Source organism: Alteromonas macleodii ATCC 27126 (genome assembly GCF_000172635.2).
GTDB classification, from domain to species: Bacteria; Pseudomonadota; Gammaproteobacteria; order Enterobacterales; family Alteromonadaceae; genus Alteromonas; species Alteromonas macleodii.
Genome location: NC_018632.1, coordinates 1,619,106 through 1,638,285, shown reverse-complemented (window position 1 = coordinate 1,638,285; position 19,180 = coordinate 1,619,106). Strand labels below are relative to the sequence as shown.

Sequence of the window (19,180 nt, the reverse complement as noted above, 5' to 3'; positions counted from 1 at the left end):
CTGTGGGAGGGTTTATGGATAATTTGTCGTATTTAACGGGTTTTAATAACGAGCACGAGACAGAGGCACTGCCGGGTGCCCTTCCTAAAGGCCAGTTCAGCCCACAAAAAGTGAATTATAAGCTTTACGCTGAACAGTTTAGCAGTACAGCATTTACTGCCCCACGAGCAGAAAACCGCCGCAGCTGGACCTATCGTTTACGCCCCTCTATTGCTATGGGCGACTTTGAAAAAATTGATAACGGCCTGGTAAAAACAGCACCTGAGTCTGATGTCCATTGCCCTCCGAATGTACTTAGGTGGGATCCTGTTCCCTTACCAGACAAAGACGTTGATTTTGTAGACTCGCTTGTAACCATCGCCACTAACGGTGACGCTAAAGCCCAAGTAGGTATGGGCATTCACTGCTACAGTGCCAGTGCTAATATGCAAAATCGTGTTTTCTACTCATCAGACGGAGAAATGCTTATTGTCCCCCAGCTAGGCGACATGCTGATCACCACCGAGTTTGGTAGGCTCAACTTGTCTGTAGGTGAAATAGCCGTTATTCCTCGTGGCGTTCGTTTTTCGGTTAACCCTATTAATGGGCCAATTCGCGGATATATATGCGAAAACTACGGTCATCCTTTTGTGCTGCCAGAGCGTGGCCCTGTAGGCGCGAATGGCTATGCGAACCAGCGTGATTTTTGCTATCCCACGGCCTGGTTTGAAGATAATGAGACGCCTCACACTTTGGTAAACAAGTTCTGTGGAAATTTGTTCGAAGCAAAACTCGATCACTCTCCCTTTGATGTGGTGGCTTGGGTAGGTAACTCTGCCCCTTATAAATATGATTTGTCCCGTTTCAACGTTATGAACACCGTAAGTTTTGACCACCCGGATCCGTCTATATTTACCGTGCTTACCTCACCATCTGAGCTGGAAGGTACGGCGAACGTTGACTTCGTTATTTTCCCTCCAAGGTGGATGGTTGCTGAAAATACTTTTCGCCCACCGTATTACCACAGAAATATTATGAGCGAGTTTATGGGGCTAATTGAGGGGATGTACGACGCCAAAGAACACGGTTTTGTGCCCGGCGGCATGAGCCTTCACAACTGTATGACTCCCCATGGCCCAGAAGCTGAAGTATTTGAAAAAGCCTCGAACGCCGAGCTTTCACCGCAGCGTTATGAAAACACGCTGGCGTTTATGTTTGAATCTCGCTATGCCATTGCGCCAACGGAGTTCGCTTTAAACAGTTATATTCGTCAACGAGATTATTTGGCGTGCTGGAAAGGCCTTAAAAAGTACTACGATGGTGAAAAATAAGCTCCCTGGGATTTGTAACGTTACACGTACCGATACCTAAACAAGCAATTGTACTGATTTTTGAACACAACCGACAAGCATCACATTTGCTCAATATCATTTATTTTCAACAAGTTAGGGGAAGTCAGCTTTCCCTAACTCAGCATCTCATTCACGGGTGAAAACAAAACGTTACAGCTTTGCTTTCCATGCCCAAAATCCTTGAACTCGACACCTATTGCTTGCTTTTTCACTGCGCCCTTACAATCAGGTAACAATTATAAAATGTGATTTACGTTGAGGATGTATCGCTATGGCTGATTTGTTTGAAAACCCTATTGGTTTAGACGGGTTTGAATTTTTAGAGTTCACTGCGCCGAAAAAGGGCATGTTGGAACCCATTTTTGAAGCTATGGGCTTTACCCTTGTTGCTCGCCACAAATCAAAAGACGTGGAATTATGGCGTCAAGGCGACATCAATTTATTAAGTAACTACGAAAAGAAATGTCATGCAGCCTATTATGCCGAAGAACACGGTCCATCAGCGTGTGGTATGGCATTCCGCGTTAAAGATTCACAGCACGCATATAAAGAAGTGCTTGCCCGCGGTGCTCAGCCTATGGATACCCATACCGGTCCAATGGAACTGAAACTTCCTGCTATTAAAGGTATTGGCGGTGCGATGCTTTACCTTATAGACCGTTATGAAGGCGAAAATACCATTTACGACATCGACTTCAATTGGATTGAAGGCGTTGATCGCCATCCTGAAGGATGTGGCTTCCATACGCTCGATCACCTCACCCATAATGTGTACCGCGGCCGCATGAATTTCTGGGCAGGGTTCTACGAAAAGCTATTCAACTTTAAAGAAATTCGCTATTTCGATATTAAAGGTGAATACACAGGTCTATTATCGAAAGCAATGACGGCGCCAGACGGTAAAATTCGCATACCGCTAAATGAAGAGGCGGTTGGCGGTGGTGGCCAAATTGAAGAGTTCTTAATGAAGTACAATGGTGAAGGTATTCAGCATATCGCTTTCGCTTGTGACGACCTAGTGGCGTGTTTAGACAAGCTTAAAGCGAAAGGCATGAAGTTTATGACGCCTCCACCAAACACTTACTACGATATGCTTGAAGAACGTCTTCCTGGGCACGGCGAAAACGTAGATGAGCTACAAAAGCGCGGTATTCTATTGGACGGCACAACGGAAAATGGTGAGCCTCGCCTACTGCTCCAGATATTTTCTGAAACCGTTTTCGGCCCAGTGTTCTTTGAATTTATCCAACGCAAACAAGATGAAGGTTTCGGCGAGGGTAACTTCAAGGCACTATTTGAGTCGATTGAACGCGATCAGGTAAATCGCGGCGTGCTAAACAAGTAATTCGATAGCTAACACAATACTAGGGCAGCAAGTCTCATCACTTGCTGCCTTTTTCATAAAGCGCGCACGCAGCGCCGCTTGGGTCAATAATGACACAAAAGCTGTCTTTGCCGTGATGACGTATATCACCCGCCTGCTTTCCACCTTTGGAAGTAACTTCTTTCAACGCGGCATCTAGATTTTCTACGGTAAAGTAATTAATCCATCCGCTTGGGTACTGCGCGTTTACACCCCGCTTATGACAAATGCCGCCCACAGGTGTGCCGTCGGCCTTCATCATGACATAATCATTGTAGCCACCCATATCTATGGATTCTTTCTTCCATCCCATCACCGCTTCATAAAAGCTGACAAGTTCGTCTGCGTTTTCTACAGTAATATCGCACCATGAAGAATCTGACATTGTCTCTCCCTCTGTTTTTTTTTAGGGCTGTTGTTTTGTAAGGGCTCTATTTATGGTTGAGGCATTTTTTCTAGTCAGCGCTCTTGTTCTGGTTAGAGATCAAATACCTAGTAAGCTACATAACTGATAAGCGCAATGCCCCATTGCTTCAATAAGCAAAACCCAAGACTAAATTAACTACTAACAGTAGTACCTTACTGAATATTTGTTAACTAATAGATCATTTTAATGTACTGATGTTTTAAAGGTAAAAAGGCTAGAGTCTATTGACCTTTGCTGTACATCAAAGATCAACATGGCCAAAAGAGTTCGATCATTTGAATCTCGCGTTTTAGTAATACGCAAATTTCTGAAAAAAGCCATGGTTGTCAAGCTAAGAAATTGCAAAATTACAAAACATTTTTTATTTTAGTTGTAGACATGGCCTGTGGAAAATGCTTGTAAAATTGAGAATGTTATCCACTGAACATTGTTTGTACAGTTTATTTATTCCTTTAAATACATACACTTACAACAAAGCCCCAAACTACTCAACAAACTTATCCACAGATTAAGTGGATAACACGTAGCACTTAATCACAGTTAGTGGTTTAATGTGAATATCTTCGAAGTTATCTTTTTTTCGGTTTCTCATGCCCAAACAAACACTTTTAGTCAGAGAATCTTTGTTTACCATTCACAGCTTGGATCCTGAAACCAATATCCCCGCATCTGTGCTTAATAGCCCTCTTTTTTTCTTAGGTAAAACAGAAGATGAACTATCTATTGTTGTGCCTGACTCGGTAGACGTACCGTCACTAGATAGTGATGAAGGTTGGCGTGCACTTGAACTGTTAGGGCCTTTGCACTTGTCCATGGTAGGGATCATGGCCCAAATCGGCCAAGTGTTAGCATCAGCAAAAGTGGCTATATTTGTGGTATCAACCTTCGACACTGACTTCTTTTTAGTAAAAGACAATAAACTAAAAGATGCCATTAGTGCGCTTAAGAAAGCTGGCTATTCGGTAAGTGAGGACGTTTAATACCGTGAATGCTAAGCAACTACAATACGCACCAGACAGTTTTACCAAGCAGTTTGTAACTTTAAGCCCATTTTCAGGGCAAGTGGTTTCACTCTCACACATTGACGATCCCTATTATAAAAGTGGCCTTATGGGGCCTGGTGCAGCAATAAGCTCAACATCAAATACTGTCTTATCGCCTTTCGCTGGTAAAGTATTGAGCGTTTCCCCGCTAGATTACGCAATCGACATACAGTCTAGCGCGGGCCTTAAATGCAAGATTAAATATGGTGGCGATACTAGTCATTTGCATGGCGCACAATTCGCCTGTTCTTTGAAGCGGGGCGATGAAATAAGACTTAAACAAGTACTTTTTACCGTGAATGCTGCATGGCTAAAGCAGCGCGGTGTTAGCAATACCTGTTCAATGACGTTGCTTAATGCAAATGCGCTTATCGGCGTGGTGCCTACGCATCAAAAGTTTGTCGAAGCGGGCGAAGATACGTTGTTGACACTTTACCTCTAAGGCCTGTTGACCTAATTGTAAAACAGGCTTTCAGCCCTGAATGATTTACTATTAAAAATCATCGCAAGTGAGTTTATCAACGTATCAACAGCTTGTATGATGGAGCACATTGAAAAACAAAAATGTACAGGCGCACTGTTTTCGGGCTATTGCGGTTTTCTATTTTCTCTAGCTCTTCGAAACAGCGCCACATAATGGCACTGTTCTAACCAGCGTCTTTCATTTACAAACAACAAAGTAGTACGGAATAAATCACCATGAGCACAATCCTTTATGGGATCCCAAACTGTGACACCATTAAAAAAGCAAAAAAATGGTTAGCAGACAACGATATCGCTTTCACATTTCACGATTACCGCAAGGACGGGATAGATAACGACTTTCTTGTACGAGCCGAGTCTGAGCTTGGCTGGGAAGCAATGCTCAACAAACGCGGCACGACCTTTCGCCAGCTAGAAGAGCAAGAGAAAGCGAATCTAGATAAAGATAAAGCACTGGCTCTGCTAGAGCTTCATCCTGCCATGGTTAAACGCCCTATCCTTGTTCATGACAACGCGTTTTATATTGGCTTCAAACCCGCGCAGTATGAGGAAATATTTTGTTAAACGACTCTGTTATTGAAATTGCTAAACAATTAATAAACCGCCGTTCTGTAACGCCAGAAGACGCAGGTTGCCAAGAAGCCATGGGCGAGTTTTTAGGTGCTTTAGGGTTTAATAATGAAACCATGGTATTTGAAGACACGACGAACCTTTGGTCTCGCAGAGGTAAAGAAGGCCCGGTATTTTGTTTCGCAGGCCACACTGATGTAGTGCCTAGTGGCCCTGAGTCAGCATGGAAAACACCGCCATTTACCGCGACAGAAGTTGACGGCTATCTGCATGGGCGCGGCGCAGCTGACATGAAAGGCAGTCTTGCCGCTATGCTAGTAGCCACCCGCGAGTTTGTGAACAAATACCCTGATCACAAGGGAAGTATTGCGTACCTTATTACTAGCGACGAAGAAGGCCCTTTTATAAACGGTACCACTCGCGTTATTGATACCCTTGAAGCCCGCAACGAAAAAATTGATTGGTGTATTGTTGGCGAACCCTCTTCAACCGATGAAGTAGGCGATATTGTTAAGAATGGCCGTAGAGGTTCATTAACGGGTGATTTGATAGTAAAAGGTATCCAAGGCCATGTCGCCTACCCTCATTTAGCTAAAAACCCTGTTCATAGTGCAATGGCAGCCCTTGACGAGCTAGCTAAATCTCATTGGGATAACGGTAACGACTTTTTCCCTCCCACCAGCTTCCAGATATCAAACATTCACGCGGGAACAGGTGCGGGCAATGTGATCCCGGGCGAGATGCACATTTGCTTCAACTTCCGTTTTTCAACGGAAGTAACCGACCAAATTCTCATTGAGAGAGTCACGGCAATTTTGGAAGCCCACGAACTGGAGTACGAGATTAAATGGACGTTTAACGGTCAACCCTTTTTGACCGATACGGGTGCCCTGTTAGAAGCCACTCAAGGTGCAATAGCTGCGGTTAAAGGAACACCTACCGTGCTGTCTACTGCTGGCGGTACATCAGATGGTCGCTTTATCGCGCCAACAGGTGCACAAGTGATAGAGCTAGGCCCGGTGAATGCCACTATTCACAAAATTGACGAGTGCGTGAAAATGTCTGACCTTGAACAGCTTGCTGATATGTACTTCGGTATCTTAGAACGCTTGCTGGCTCAATAGCCGCTATTGATGGTTATGAATCAAGTGCCAGAAAAAGCGTGGTTGGGCCAGCACAACGACTATCTCGTTGATGCTGGCAACGGCCATAGACTGCATCGCGACGTGATATCGCCGTTTCTTGCCATGCAAGATGCTGCGCAAAAAGACGGTATAGACTTACAGTTGGTCAGTAGCTTTCGAGATTTCGACAGGCAAACAGCCATTTTTAACCGCAAATGGGCAGGTCAAGCACAGCTTCTTAATACCAACGGTGATGAACTGCCATTCGAGGCACTAAGCGATAATGAAAAGCTTCATGCTATTTTGACATGGTCAGCACTTCCCGGCGGCAGTCGCCACCACTGGGGCACTGACATCGACGTGTACGACAGAGCTGCCGTGCATAACTGGGGGGGCAAGTTTAATCTTGTCGAACGCGAATACCTTTCTGGCGGACCGTGCCATGCCCTTTCATGTTGGCTAGCTGACAATATGGAACAGTTTGGCTTTTATCGCCCTTTTTCGGTTAATACGGGTGGCGTCGCAGTAGAGCCATGGCATTTAAGCTTTCAAAACACAGCGTATGCTTTCGAAAATGCCAGGCACTTAGATGGCTTTACGAAAGCCATCGAACAAAGCGATATAGAAGGCAAAACATGTATTTTGCCACAGCTACCTAGCTTGTATAATCGCTACGTATTGAACAAAGGGCTGTAGCCTACGGAATTTTTATGAGTACTACCTGGGTCATCATCATTATTGTTTTAGTATTGGGCGTTGTGATTGGGAATATCACGCTGCTTAAATACAGTGCTAGATTTAAATTTCCGACACCTTCTAAACCTTATGATGATAGTGACGACGATTCAAACAAGGACAGTGAAAGCGCGAATACATCCGTTAAAGACCAAGATAAAGACAGCAACACCCCTATGAAATAACCCTATCCTGATAGCGTCAATCGCGGCATTTTAATCGAAGCCTAAGTAAAGCTTTTATAATTCGAGGCTTTTATAATTCGAGGCTTTTATAATTAGAAGCTTTTACCCATTGTTTATGCCGACGCGGGCACTTCAGTATTAGGGCTCTCAATTATTCATTCACAAATCACTTTTCACATTTAAACACACTCTAAGAGGTTCTAGACGTGTCTAAAAAACAATCCTTACTGGGCAATATCGGCGTACAAGTTGTCATTGCTATGATTATTGGCACCGCTGTTGGCGCCTTTATGGGTGAAAACGCTGAAATGTTCGCACCACTAGGTGCCATTTTTATCAATTTAATTAAAATGCTGGTCATTCCACTGGTGGCAGTAGCGCTTATCTCTGGCGCTGCGGGGCTTGGCAACAGCACTAATGCAGGAAAAGTGGGGCTATCTACCCTTGCTTATTTTGCGTTAACGTCAGCACTTGCCGTAACACTGGCCCTCATTATGGGTGAAGTGTTTAAGCCAGGAATAGGTATCGACGTTTCTGCGGTAGAAGGTATGTTCTCTGGTGAATACGCCTCTAAAGGTGAGCTACCTTCATTTTGGGCTACCGTTACAGGTATGATCCCCACCAACGTATTTGCGTCGTTAACCAACGCGAACATTCTTCAAATTCTGGTGTTTTGCTTGTTCTTTGGCCTCGCCCTTTCCAAACAACCTAAAAAGAACCGTGAGCCTATTTTAAATGGCGTGAACACTATCGTTGATGCCATGGTATGGATGATCAACTGTGTGATGAAAATCGCGCCTATCGGCGTATTTGGTTTAATGGCAGAGGCCGTAGGAACATTTGGTTTTGCCGCGCTCATGGTTGTATTCAAACTCTTCTTGGTATTTACTGCGGCAATTTTAGTATTTGGTTTTGTAGTTTACCCGCTTTTGGTACAGCTATTTACAAAAACGTCGGCTAAGTCATTTCTCGTGGCTATGAAAAAGCCTCAGGCGGTTGCTCTTTCAACCGCGTCATCCATGGCGACACTTCCGCTCACTATGAATACAGTAGAGAATGAGCTAGGTGTAAGAAACGCAACGGCATCTTTTGTACTGCCGTTAGGCGCCACCATCAACATGAGCGGAAATGCCATTTATTATGGCTTGGTAGCGGTGTTTTTTGCGCAGCTTTTCAATATAGATTTATCAATGGGTGCATATGTTGCCATCGTCCTAACCTCTACCCTTGGCGCGGTTGGTCAAGCGGGCGTTCCTGGGCCATCATTCTTGGTCGTTGCGGTGTTGCTTGCTGCCGGCATTCCCATTGAAGGTTTACCCCTGCTATTTGCCTTGGACAGAATTTTCGACATGATCCGCACTGCGCTAAATATTACGGGTGATGCAGCATGCGCAGTGATCGTAGATACGATTGCCATTGATGCTGATGCTGTTGAAGAGCAAGCAATAGAAAATACGGCCAAATAAAGCCTAGTCTTACAGATAGAAAAGGGCAGCAAAGCTTTTTGAAACGCTTAGGCTGCCCTTTTTTGATTGGATTGTGTCGCTTTTTGCTTATCGCAATTTTATACCAGTCCGCATAGACAATTACCCACTCAGCGAGACTTAAAATGTTCGTATGAGTGGGCAATTATCTATGCGGATTGGTATTAATCGGCACTTAATTGATAAACGTTAATTCACCAAAGCATACGCCCTTCATAATCTTATAAAGGGGTTGTTTTCACCGCGGTACCGCTAATGCTCACCATAAGCATACTGCCTTTATCGCCAATCACTTGATAATCTAAGTCGATGCCAACCACAGCATTTGCGCCCATGCTTCTGGCTTCATGCTCAAGCTCAGTAAACGCTAACTTACGTGCGGTGGTTAACTCTTCTTCATACGACCCAGAACGGCCGCCAACGATATCGCGAATAGAGGCGAAAAGATCTTTAAATACGTTTGCGCCCATCACGGCCTCGCCCACAACAATACCGTAATAAGCTTCAATTTTATGCCCTTCAAGCGTTGGGGTAGTTGAAACTATCATGCATAACTCCTTTTAATGTGAACTGTTTATTTTGCGCTATTAAGGGCGTGCGCCCTCTAGCTGTTGTTTTCGAACCACTGCTTAACAGACTTAACAAGTGCCTGAGCATCGTTTGTGTTATACGCCACTGCTGGCTGGTTGCCCCACACAGGTTTTGGCCACGCACAATCATTTTCAAAACGTGCGACGTGATGAACATGAAGCTGCCTTACCACATTGCCTAGTGCTGCCACGTTAAGTTTAAGCGGTGAAAACAAGGACTGCATGGCTTTTGATGCCAATGCAGACTCTTTAAGTAAAGTAATCTGCTCTTCTTCTGACAAATCGATAATTTCCGCAATATCATTTTTCATCGGCACTAAAATAAGCCACGGAAACTGACTATCGTTCATTAACAGTACACGACACAGCGAGAGATCACAGACAAAAAATGTATCATTGTGTAAACGGCTATCAAGTTTAAACATCTAGCTTATCCAACGTAGTAGGCACAACGGTTAATAAGGCGCGTTGTCCAATGGCCACTTTTGCATTCGGGAAAACAATGGCTTCGCCGTCCTGCTCTGCTATGTACTCTTTACTCGGTTCAGAAGCCAATACCGTGCCTTTAGGGTAGTCAGTGAAGTTTGGCGTATCGTCATCGAAATGAAGCGTAAACTGTTCTTCGTTTCGGTTTATAACTTGGTTCACGCGATAAATATCAAGGTCATCCATATCAACCTTAGGCGCGTACTCGGTTTGAGTAATTAGCTGCGTTATCGCTTGTTTCGCATCTTCAAATCGACGCATATCGTTTTGCCCAAATGGACGCACTTTGCCAAGTTCAACCGTAAACGCGTGCGCGTTGTATTGATATGACGAGAAATAGCTAAAGGTGGTTGTCGAGCTTTCCGACAGTAATATGGTTTTCACACCACACGCGGCGAGAAATGCCAGCTGCCCTTTGCTGTGTATTCTGTCATGAAGATAAGGATATACCGCAAACTTTTCATTTTTTGAGGCGCGAATTGCTGTGTGTAGGTCGTAGTGATATCGGGTGCCCTCTCCCGCTTCAAAGAAAGACGCCACAGCATCTTCGAGCTGTTTAGCACGAACGCGCTCTGCGTTCACTAAACCTTCGCCCTTCGAGTGTGCACCGCTAAACAAGCGGTTCATGTTCTCTTCAACGAAACGCTCTGCAATATCCATCGCTGGCAGGTTGCCAAATAAGAACAAAACATCATGTGCCAGCGTTATGTTCCCTGTAAGGATCCCCTTAACTAAATCATCACAGATTTCGATAGGTGCGGTTTCATTACCGTGCACACCACACGATAAAACAATGCGTTTATTAGGCTTAGAGGTTGGCTGTACTGAAAAACTGATAATGCCAGGTGCGGTAATATCGACGAGCGTACCATTAGCTAATGTAAATTGATGAGAGCGTTCAAATAATGCGGAATTACGGCGAGAAAGTGTTAAAAATTGGCCGCTTTCGATAAGTTCTTGCATAAGTGTGAGCTTTGTCTACGTTGTCTAATCTCGAATGCTTCCAGTGTACCCAGACAGGCCTTCAAAATCACGTTATCTCACTGTTTAATTCCCAGTAGCTGTAAGCATTGAACAACGGAACTACAGATTGCCGCACTTTCAGATACTACGCTTGAGCGCGTCTAGGCGAGTTGCCGATAATTATCTCTTGTTGGGTAAGCTGTACGAAATCAACGAATGGAATGGCGCGAGAGAATAGGTATCCCTGCCCTTGTGTAACCCCTATTTCTCTGAGTATGTGAAGCTGCTCTACGGTTTCTATGCCCTCGGCGACTACACAGCACTCTTTTGCATGCCCTATCACTTTCGCCGCTTCGATAATGGCGCGATTAACAGGGTGAGCTTCAAGTTCCATCACAAAGGACTTATCGATTTTCAGCGCATCCAAATCCAGATCTCGAATATAAGCAAGATTTGAATACCCTTTACCAAAATCATCTACAGAAATAGATACGCCTAAGCTTCGCAGCTCATCTAACTGCTTTTTCACCATTAATGAATTAGACAGTGCCACGTCCTCGGTAAGCTCCAACTCGATTAACGAAAGCGGCATTGAATACGTACGACTCAGCATCGTCAGGGTTGGAACTAACTGGTTGTCGTATAACTGTGTAGGAGAAATATTCACAGACAGCATTAAAGACCGCTTCATTAGGTCCAATTCCGAGAGCGCCCTAAAGGCTTGCTCAAGCGTCCAGTAGCCCAGTTCGCTCATCATATTATACGACTCGGCCGCTTCGATTAGCGGACCTGGAAATAAGACGCCATCAAGAGGGTGATTCCAGCGAAGTAAGCACTCAGCCCCCACTACTTCTAGCGTTGTCAGATCGACTTTTGGTTGATAGTAAAGCTCGAGTTCATTTTGTGCTAATGCACGTTTTAAATCTGCTTTTAGCGCCAAACTTCTGCCCGTGTCGGTTTTGTCTGACTTAGTCAACGCGAAGTAATTTTCGTATTTGTTTTCTTTTGCTTGTTTTAAAGCCGTTTCCGCTCGGGAAACAAAGGAAGTGATATCAAAGTCATTCTTAATACTGCACACCACACCTACGTTAAAGTCTGCAATAAAAGCCGTACCATCATAATGCATAGGCGTTTTGAAATGCTCGACTAAGCGTTCGAACATTTGTCGCATTACGGTTTCATTACTTTCATTAGGAAAAACGATGCCAAAAACATCACCACTGATACGGCCAATCGATACCGCAGTTCCAAATAGGAGTTGGATGCGGTTGGCTATTTCAAGTAAAAAGCGATCGCCTACATGAATGCCCAGACTGGTTGTCACATCAGAAAAACGCACTACATCGACCAGCATCAATGAAATAGAAGCACTGCGAGATGCTTGCTTCGAAATGCTATCGATAAACGCATAGCGATTGGGAATGGTTGCCAGTGATGTGTGTTGGCTCATGATGTTTTCCTTGAGCTTTACGCTTCGAGGTACTAAAAACAACTAGTTATATAAAACCATGGCGCTACGAAAGGCGCAACGACAGTAACGTATTATTTTGTATACCGTCTTATACTTTTGTACAACATTAGCCTAATATTGGACAAAAAACATGGCTGTAGTACTTATTTCTGGTGACGTTAAGAACAAACTGTGCCGTATTTTGAACCCAATACGAAACAATGAAGAAGTATTTAGAGGGTAATAAAAAACCCGGCGAGTGTACCACTGCCGGGCTATTTCTTTACGGTTCTGCGATTAGCTTTCAATCTTACACGGTGAAAGTTTCCAAACGCGTTCTACGTAGTCACGAATTGAACGATCTGAGGTAAATTTACCCATCTTCGCTGTATTGATGATGGCCATTTCTGCCCAACGCTCTTTGTCGCGGTATGCAGCATCAACTGCAATTTGTGCATCAGAATAAGCACGGAAATCTGCAAGCACCATGTACGGGTCACCGTTATCAAGTAAGCTTTGCTTAATTGACACCAATGCACCTGGTTTACCTGGCGTAAAGTAATCCGTTTCTAACCAATCCAGCACAGCTTTAATTTCTGGATCTTTATAGTAGTAGTCATGTGGGTTATAGCCATTCGCTTTAAGCTCGTTCACTTCTTCTACTGTAAGTCCGAAGATAAAGATGTTGTCATCGCCCACTTCTTCAGCAATTTCAACGTTTGCACCATCAAGTGTACCAATAGTTACCGCACCGTTCAGCGCAAGCTTCATATTACCGGTTCCTGATGCCTCTTTACCTGCCGTACTGATTTGCTCAGATACGTCTGCCGCTGGAATCATTTTTTCAGCGAGTGATACACGGTAGTTTGGTAAGAATGCTACTTTAATCTTGTTATTTACGCGCGGATCGTTGTTGATCTTATCCGCTACCTTGTTAATAGCGAAGATAATATCTTTCGCAAGCTTGTAGCCCGGTGCCGCTTTAGCACCAAACACAAATACACGCGGGTGCATATCGTAATCAGGGTTTTCTAGAATACGACGGTACAACGCCATAATATTCAGAAGCGCTAAGTGTTGACGCTTATACTCGTGCAAACGCTTAATCTGCACATCGAAAATGGCGTTAACGTCTACTTCTATATCAAGGGACTTGCGAATTTCCTCTGCTAGTAACTCTTTGTTCTCAAGCTTCACTTTCATGAATTGCTTCTGGAACGTTTTGTTGCTCGCAAATTTAGCCAACCCCTGCAGTTTGTCTAAGTCGCGCGGCCAGTCTTCACCAATCTTTTTATCGATTAGCTTGGACAGCGCTGGGTTACACGCTTTCAACCAGCGGCGTGGTGTAATACCGTTGGTTACGTTAGTTAGCTTACCTGGATATAGTTCATCGAACTCTGGGAACAGAGACGACTTAACAAGACGAGAGTGCATTTCTGCCACACCGTTAACGGCAAATGAACCGATTACCGACAGGTGGCCCATACGAACCATCTTCTCGTTACCTTCTTCAATGATTGAAAGCTTAGCTTTCATGGCATTGTCGCCAGGCCACTTCTTATCAACCTCTGCCATAAAGCGGTGGTTAATTTCATAAATGATTTCTAGATGACGAGGAAGGATCTTCTCAATCATGCGCGCAGGCCACTTTTCAAGTGCCTCTGGCAGCAAGGTGTGGTTGGTATATGCAAATACTTTTGTACAAATCCCCCACGCTTCATCCCAGCCAAGCTCTGCGCGGTCAACAAGAATGCGCATTAGCTCTGGTATAGAAATAGCTGGGTGCGTGTCGTTTAGCTGAATAACAACCTGATCGGCGAAACGGCTCCAATCGTCACCATGAGCACGCTTGTAACGACGGATAATGTCTTTAAGCGAGCACGAGCAGAAGAAGTACTGCTGAATAAGACGCAGCTCTTTACCCGCTTCGGTCTCATCGTTTGGATAAAGTACTTTTGAAATCGTTTCAGCTGATACATTTTCACGCTGTGCATCAACATAACCACCAGCATTGAATACGTCCCAATTGAAGTAGTCAGACGCTTCTGACTGCCACAACCGCAGTACGTTTACGGTTTTACCTTCGTAGCCTACAACCGGAATGTCCCACGGCACACCTTTAACAATTGAGCCAGGGTGCCATTCTTTCAGCACTCGTCCGTTGTCGCCGTATTTAGTCTCTACATAGCCGTAAAGCGATACTTCTTGAATAGATTCTGGACGGCAAATTTCCCATGGATTACCGTAGTCACGCCAGCTATCTGGACGCTCGATTTGCGCACCGCTTTTAATTTCTTGGCGGAACAAACCGTGCTCGTAATGAATACCATAACCTATTGCAGGTAATTCCATTGTCGCTAGTGAGTCGATGAAGCAAGCCGCTAGTCGGCCAAGGCCACCATTACCTAGCGCCATATCAGGCTCTTCTTCAAGAATGTCTGAAATTTCAACACCTAGCTCTTTCAACGCACCACTCGCTACATCGAATAGGCCAAAGTTTTGTAGGTTGTTTGAAAGCAAACGGCCCATTAGGAATTCAGCAGAGAAATAATGAACGGCGCGGGTGTCGTTCAGGTAATGACTTTTCTGGGTTTTGCGCAACCCTTCAAGTACTTGTTCTTGAATTGCAGCGCACGTTGCTTTCCACCAAGCGTGATTGTTTGCTTTGTTTTCGTCGGTGCCTAGCGTGCAGTGTAAGTGTTTAATAACCGCTGCTTTGAATGCAGCCTTATCGATCACTGGAGAGGGTTGCGTCTTGGTCGCTTTTGCGTTCATTTTGCGTCTCACTCTTAAGTAGAAGCGGTGTTTACACACCGAAAACGTAATTTAATTACAGAATAACTTCAGAATATGACAGCAATATAGCAGCGCTTAAACGATTATGTTGTAATAATTTTGTTAAAATAACAAAAAATCGCATGAATTCGTATGCATTCATGCGATTTTTAACAATTGATTTACAAAAAAGAATTTAAAGTGATTTATTTTTGTACTTATTTAATTATTTTTCCGACTAAGGCTTCGGCTTCAGCAATTAGATCCTGTAAGTGGCTTTCACCGTTAAAGCTTTCCGCATAGATTTTATAAATTTGTTCGGTGCCAGAAGGACGCGCTGCGAACCAGCCATTTTCTGTCGATACTTTAACGCCACCAATTGCCGCATTATTACCTGGCGCATGGGTTTGAACGGCAGTGATAGGCTCGCCTGCCAACGTATCGCTAGTGACGACAGATGCATCCATCGCCGAAAGCTTTTGCTTTTGTTCAAGTGTTGCTGCCACGTCAACACGGCTGTAAACCGGCGCTGCAAATTTTTCCGTTAGCGCTTTGTAGTGCTCGCCAGGATCTTTGCCTGTGATGGCTAGGATTTCAGCTGCCAGCAAACAAAGAATAAAGCCGTCTTTGTCTGTCGCCCACGTGCTTCCATTGCGTTCAAGGAAAATTCCACCAGCACTTTCTTCACCCGCAAAACCAATAGTGCTGTTTGATAAACCATCAACAAACCATTTAAAGCCTACCGGCATTTCAGCCAAAGGTTTACCTAAACTGTTGGCTACGCGGTCAATCATACTGCTAGACACCAGTGTTTTACCGATATTTAAATCGCTAGGCCATTCTGGACGGTGGGTATAAAGGTAGTTAATAGCCACGGCCAAATAATGGTTTGGGTTCATAAGGCCCGCACTTTTGCACACAATACCGTGACGATCGAAGTCAGGATCATTGCCCCAAGCTAAGTCAAAGTTATCTTTCAGCTCGATAAGCCCTGCCATCGCATAGGCAGACGAACAATCCATGCGAAGCTTACCGTCTTTGTCACGGCGCATAAAACCAAACTGTGGGTCAACCGCGTCGTTAACAACGGTAATGTCCAATCCATACTTTTCAGCAATACGCGACCAATATCCGACACCTGCACCACCGAGTGGGTCTGTACCTAGTTTTAAGTTAGCTTTTGCAATCGCTTCCATGTCGATAACGTTCGCTAGGTCTTCAATATAAGGTTCCATGAAGTCTTCTTCACGAACCAATTTGCGCGCGGTAGCTTGACGAATATCAATGCGCTTAACGTTTTTATTGCCATCGGCAATTAGTTCATTCGCGCGTTCTTGAATTTGCTTGGTTACGTCGCTATCGGCAGGTCCACCATGAGGCGGGTTGTACTTAAATCCACCGTCTGAAGGAGGGTTATGAGAAGGCGTAATGACGATACCATCTGCCTTGTCGGTGTTACCTGCGCGATTGTAGCGAATAATAGTACGTGAAATAACAGGTGTCGGCGTATAGCCCATGCTTTCATTGTCTGCGCGCTGCACGACAACATTGACACCGTTTGCACACAAAACTTCGATAGCGGTAATCATGGCAGGCTCAGATAACGCGTGGGTATCTTTACCAACGAACAGCGGACCGTCGATACCTTCTTGTTTACGATACTCTACCAATGCTTGGCAAATTGCACTGATGTGGGTATCGGTAAACGTAGCGTTGGAAGCTGTACCTCTGTGACCTGACGTGCCAAAAGAGACCGCTTGACCCGGGTCATTCATATCCGGTTTATAGCTGTAATACTGGCTCACTAACTGCGCTACGTTAATGAGTTGCTCTTTTGCTGCATGCTGTCCAGCCTGCGGATGTAATGCCATGAAAAAAATCCTTATTTAGAAGTTTCGTTGTTCTATACCTTGGCTTGCTATTTACCTTCTGAAGAGAAACGCGCAATCACGGTTTCAATAACATCGGGTTGATAGCCTAAGTTACGCAAAACTTGTTCCAGCATATTCGTTTTCTTGGCAGTATTGTTATTTGTTACCACCCAGAACGGGCTATCAGGGATAGCTTTAGGATTAGTACTGCTGCCGTTTTCCAACAATGCCGCCTTACTTGTCGCAAAGTACGTACGGTTTTTACCTTTTATACTTTCAACACGAGTAAAGTTTTCTGCATTAAGCTTGTGCGCTGCACTTAAAACAAACAGGAATTGATCAACGCGCTTGGTAAATGTGCCTAATGCATCTTTTGACACCGCTTCAAGAATGTCTCTTTTCGAGTGAGCTTCTGTTGCTGGCGTTACTGAAGAAACTTCCGAAACCTTTTTAGCTGCCCTTGAGCTCGCAGGCGCTTTTGCTGCCGTTGCTTTAGCTGGAGCTTTCTTCGCTGCAGCCTTTGGCGCTGCTTTAACTGCTGAACTGGCTGTCGCTTTAGTAGGCGCTTTGGTTTGTACTTTAGTCGCCACTTGAGTTTCAACTTCGGGTGTTGACTCACTTCCGTTATCTGCGGTTTCTACAACGTCTGTACTTTTTGGTTCGCTTGTTTTTACAGATGTAGATGAAGCCCCACCATGCTGGACACCGTGGGACACGGCACCGTCTTCAGGCAAAAGTAAACGTCTTAAAATTTGTGATGCACTCTCACCAATATGCTTCGTTTGGCTGGCGATGAAGGCATATAAATCGTCATCTATTTCAATGCTTTTCATAACTACTTCCTTTTTAAGAGGCACCATTATAGACAACACAGATAAACTACGCAGCACTTAATAACAGATGTTTTGCGGGAATCTATGCTAATAAGGCAAGAAAGTGACGTTTTACTGCTTCCCATCCCGTCGTATCTGCTGTCGATAAAGTCCATGTAAGCCGTTTTTACTTTTTTTAAAATAGACGTCGCCTTAACAACATTAAGAACATAGGAGAAACAACGCAACGAACCATCAAGTCGCTGATATACCTGCGTATAAAATTTAACAGGTAATTCAATAGAAAGCCTTTCACTATCGTTGCTATTATTAAGAAGTAGTGACCTTCGAAACACCACATTGTCGGCACTCGTTACCGTTCGCTAAACATGTAAGCTAGAACATGAACTCAGACATGAACTTAAACATCATTGCGCAACATCCTTAGAAAAGCCTTAATCGCTTTCTCACTGTTTAATACGTAGTGTGACAGAGTAACTTTAAACTTAAGTGACAATCATATGCGCCAAGATATCATTAACGTACAGCGGGCTCTTAGTCAGAAAATTATTGGTAAAGATCACCAATTAAAACTCGCAATAACTTGTTTACTTGCCAATGGCCACTTATTAATTGAAGACTTACCGGGAATGGGTAAAACCACCCTTTCTCATGCGCTTTCACAAGTTTTTGGCCTACAATATTCTCGCATTCAATTTACTTCTGACTTACTCCCATCAGATATGTTGGGCGTAAACATTTTTCATAGTAATGAACAAGACGAGGCAAAGCGCTTTTCGTTTAGACACGGCCCTATTTTTAGCCAAGTGGTGTTAGCGGACGAGCTAAACAGAGCCAGCCCCAAAACACAAAGCGCTCTGTTAGAAGCGATGGAAGAGCGACAAGTAAGTATCGATGGTGTAACCCACGCGCTACCCTCTCCATTTTTTGTTATTGCTACACAAAACCCAAGCTATCAATCGGGCACTTATCCCTTGCCAGAGTCCCAACTCGACCGTTTCTTTATGCGTATCTCTTTGGGCTATCCAGCGTGGGAAGCAGAAAAAGCCATGCTATTGCAACAGGATGCATCAGCACCGCTTGCACAAATACTAAATGAGGAGAATTTGTGCGAGATGCAACGAGAGGTAGCCGCTATTCATACCAGCGATGCCATTATTCATTACATTCTAAGATTGGTGAGTGAAAGTCGAGAAAGTAATGATTACCCTAATCCCCTATCGCCACGAGCGAGTAGAGCGATACTCCAAGGTGCCAAAGCCTGGGCGTTTGTTTCTGGAAAATCATATGTTACTCCCGAAGATGTACAGGCCGTCTTCGTGGCCATTACCGCTCATAGGCTAACATTGTCTTCACATCAGTTGGCACAAGGGCAGCAAACCCATGCTTTTGACGGTGAAAAACTGAGCCAGAAATTACTCGATAGTATTGACCCACTGGCAGCCTAGCATTCATGAATTTTCGGAG

18 protein-coding genes are annotated in these 19,180 nt (G+C 44.3%); 10 read left to right on the top strand and 8 right to left on the bottom strand.

Annotation, left to right across the window (positions count from 1 at the left end; all coding sequences use genetic code 11):
• Nucleotides 1–14: 14 nt before the first annotated feature.
• Both hmgA and hppD read left to right on the top strand, forming a co-directional pair.
• Nucleotides 15–1,310: a homogentisate 1,2-dioxygenase gene (hmgA, locus tag MASE_RS07035; RefSeq protein ID WP_014949050.1), complete on the top strand. Its 1,296-nt coding sequence runs from the start codon at nucleotides 15–17 to the stop codon at nucleotides 1,308–1,310.
• Nucleotides 1,311–1,602: 292 nt separating this feature from the next.
• Nucleotides 1,603–2,676 (top strand): 4-hydroxyphenylpyruvate dioxygenase, encoded by a 1,074-nt coding sequence (gene hppD, locus MASE_RS07030; RefSeq protein WP_014949049.1) that lies wholly within the window; start codon nucleotides 1,603–1,605, stop codon nucleotides 2,674–2,676.
• 37 nt (nucleotides 2,677–2,713) lie between these two features.
• Here hppD and MASE_RS07025 read toward each other — a convergent pair whose 3' ends face one another.
• Nucleotides 2,714–3,079: a VOC family protein gene (locus MASE_RS07025; protein WP_014949048.1), complete on the bottom strand. Its 366-nt coding sequence runs from the start codon at nucleotides 3,077–3,079 to the stop codon at nucleotides 2,714–2,716.
• Between the two features lie 632 nt (nucleotides 3,080–3,711).
• Between MASE_RS07025 and MASE_RS07020 the strand changes: the two genes are divergently transcribed.
• The 7 genes from MASE_RS07020 (at nucleotide 3,712) to MASE_RS06990 (ending at nucleotide 8,727) form a co-directional block, all read left to right on the top strand.
• Nucleotides 3,712–4,101 carry an ACT domain-containing protein gene (locus tag MASE_RS07020; RefSeq protein ID WP_014949047.1) on the top strand — a complete coding sequence of 130 codons (390 nt, stop codon included), beginning with the start codon at nucleotides 3,712–3,714 and terminating at the stop codon, nucleotides 4,099–4,101.
• A gap of 4 nt (nucleotides 4,102–4,105) precedes the next feature.
• On the top strand, nucleotides 4,106–4,606 hold the full coding sequence (locus MASE_RS07015) for a PTS sugar transporter subunit IIA (RefSeq protein ID WP_014949046.1): 501 nt from the start codon (nucleotides 4,106–4,108) through the stop codon (nucleotides 4,604–4,606).
• Nucleotides 4,607–4,863: 257 nt separating this feature from the next.
• Nucleotides 4,864–5,211: an ArsC family reductase gene (locus MASE_RS07010; protein WP_014949045.1), complete on the top strand. Its 348-nt coding sequence runs from the start codon at nucleotides 4,864–4,866 to the stop codon at nucleotides 5,209–5,211.
• Nucleotides 5,205–6,341 carry a succinyl-diaminopimelate desuccinylase gene (dapE, locus tag MASE_RS07005; protein ID WP_014949044.1) on the top strand — a complete coding sequence of 379 codons (1,137 nt, stop codon included), beginning with the start codon at nucleotides 5,205–5,207 and terminating at the stop codon, nucleotides 6,339–6,341. Before MASE_RS07010 ends, dapE begins: the two co-directional genes overlap by 7 nt.
• A gap of 9 nt (nucleotides 6,342–6,350) precedes the next feature.
• On the top strand, nucleotides 6,351–7,037 hold the full coding sequence (locus MASE_RS07000; RefSeq protein WP_014949043.1) for a M15 family metallopeptidase: 687 nt from the start codon (nucleotides 6,351–6,353) through the stop codon (nucleotides 7,035–7,037).
• 14 nt (nucleotides 7,038–7,051) lie between these two features.
• Complete coding sequence (locus MASE_RS06995) at nucleotides 7,052–7,261, top strand: DUF2897 family protein (RefSeq protein WP_014949042.1); 210 nt, start codon at nucleotides 7,052–7,054, stop codon at nucleotides 7,259–7,261.
• A gap of 206 nt (nucleotides 7,262–7,467) precedes the next feature.
• On the top strand, nucleotides 7,468–8,727 hold the full coding sequence (locus tag MASE_RS06990; RefSeq protein ID WP_014949041.1) for a dicarboxylate/amino acid:cation symporter: 1,260 nt from the start codon (nucleotides 7,468–7,470) through the stop codon (nucleotides 8,725–8,727).
• Nucleotides 8,728–8,966: 239 nt separating this feature from the next.
• Here the strand turns inward: MASE_RS06990 and MASE_RS06985 are convergent, their stop codons facing one another.
• The 7 genes from MASE_RS06985 to seqA form a co-directional block, all read right to left on the bottom strand.
• Entirely contained in the window at nucleotides 8,967–9,293 is a 327-nt protein-coding gene (locus MASE_RS06985; RefSeq protein WP_014949040.1) for a heavy metal-binding domain-containing protein, read from the bottom strand.
• 56 nt (nucleotides 9,294–9,349) lie between these two features.
• Nucleotides 9,350–9,760, bottom strand: a complete 411-nt coding sequence (locus tag MASE_RS06980; protein WP_014949039.1) for an HIT domain-containing protein — start codon at nucleotides 9,758–9,760, stop codon at nucleotides 9,350–9,352.
• Entirely contained in the window at nucleotides 9,753–10,784 is a 1,032-nt protein-coding gene (astE, locus tag MASE_RS06975) for a succinylglutamate desuccinylase (RefSeq protein ID WP_014949038.1), read from the bottom strand. Before astE ends, MASE_RS06980 begins: the two co-directional genes overlap by 8 nt.
• Before the next feature lie 145 nt (nucleotides 10,785–10,929).
• Nucleotides 10,930–12,234, bottom strand: coding sequence for a putative bifunctional diguanylate cyclase/phosphodiesterase (locus tag MASE_RS06970; RefSeq protein WP_014949037.1), 1,305 nt, complete (start codon nucleotides 12,232–12,234; stop codon nucleotides 10,930–10,932).
• Nucleotides 12,235–12,531: 297 nt separating this feature from the next.
• The gene (locus tag MASE_RS06965) at nucleotides 12,532–15,009 is read right to left on the bottom strand and encodes a glycogen/starch/alpha-glucan phosphorylase (RefSeq protein ID WP_014949036.1); all 2,478 of its coding nucleotides are present in this window, start codon (nucleotides 15,007–15,009) and stop codon (nucleotides 12,532–12,534) included.
• 218 nt (nucleotides 15,010–15,227) lie between these two features.
• The gene (pgm, locus tag MASE_RS06960) at nucleotides 15,228–16,880 is read right to left on the bottom strand and encodes a phosphoglucomutase (alpha-D-glucose-1,6-bisphosphate-dependent) (RefSeq protein WP_014949035.1); all 1,653 of its coding nucleotides are present in this window, start codon (nucleotides 16,878–16,880) and stop codon (nucleotides 15,228–15,230) included.
• A gap of 47 nt (nucleotides 16,881–16,927) precedes the next feature.
• Nucleotides 16,928–17,713 carry a replication initiation negative regulator SeqA gene (gene seqA / locus MASE_RS06955; RefSeq protein WP_014949034.1) on the bottom strand — a complete coding sequence of 262 codons (786 nt, stop codon included), beginning with the start codon at nucleotides 17,711–17,713 and terminating at the stop codon, nucleotides 16,928–16,930.
• 500 nt (nucleotides 17,714–18,213) lie between these two features.
• Between seqA and MASE_RS06950 the strand changes: the two genes are divergently transcribed.
• Nucleotides 18,214–19,161 (top strand): AAA family ATPase, encoded by a 948-nt coding sequence (locus tag MASE_RS06950; RefSeq protein WP_014949033.1) that lies wholly within the window; start codon nucleotides 18,214–18,216, stop codon nucleotides 19,159–19,161.
• Nucleotides 19,162–19,180 lie beyond the last annotated feature (19 nt).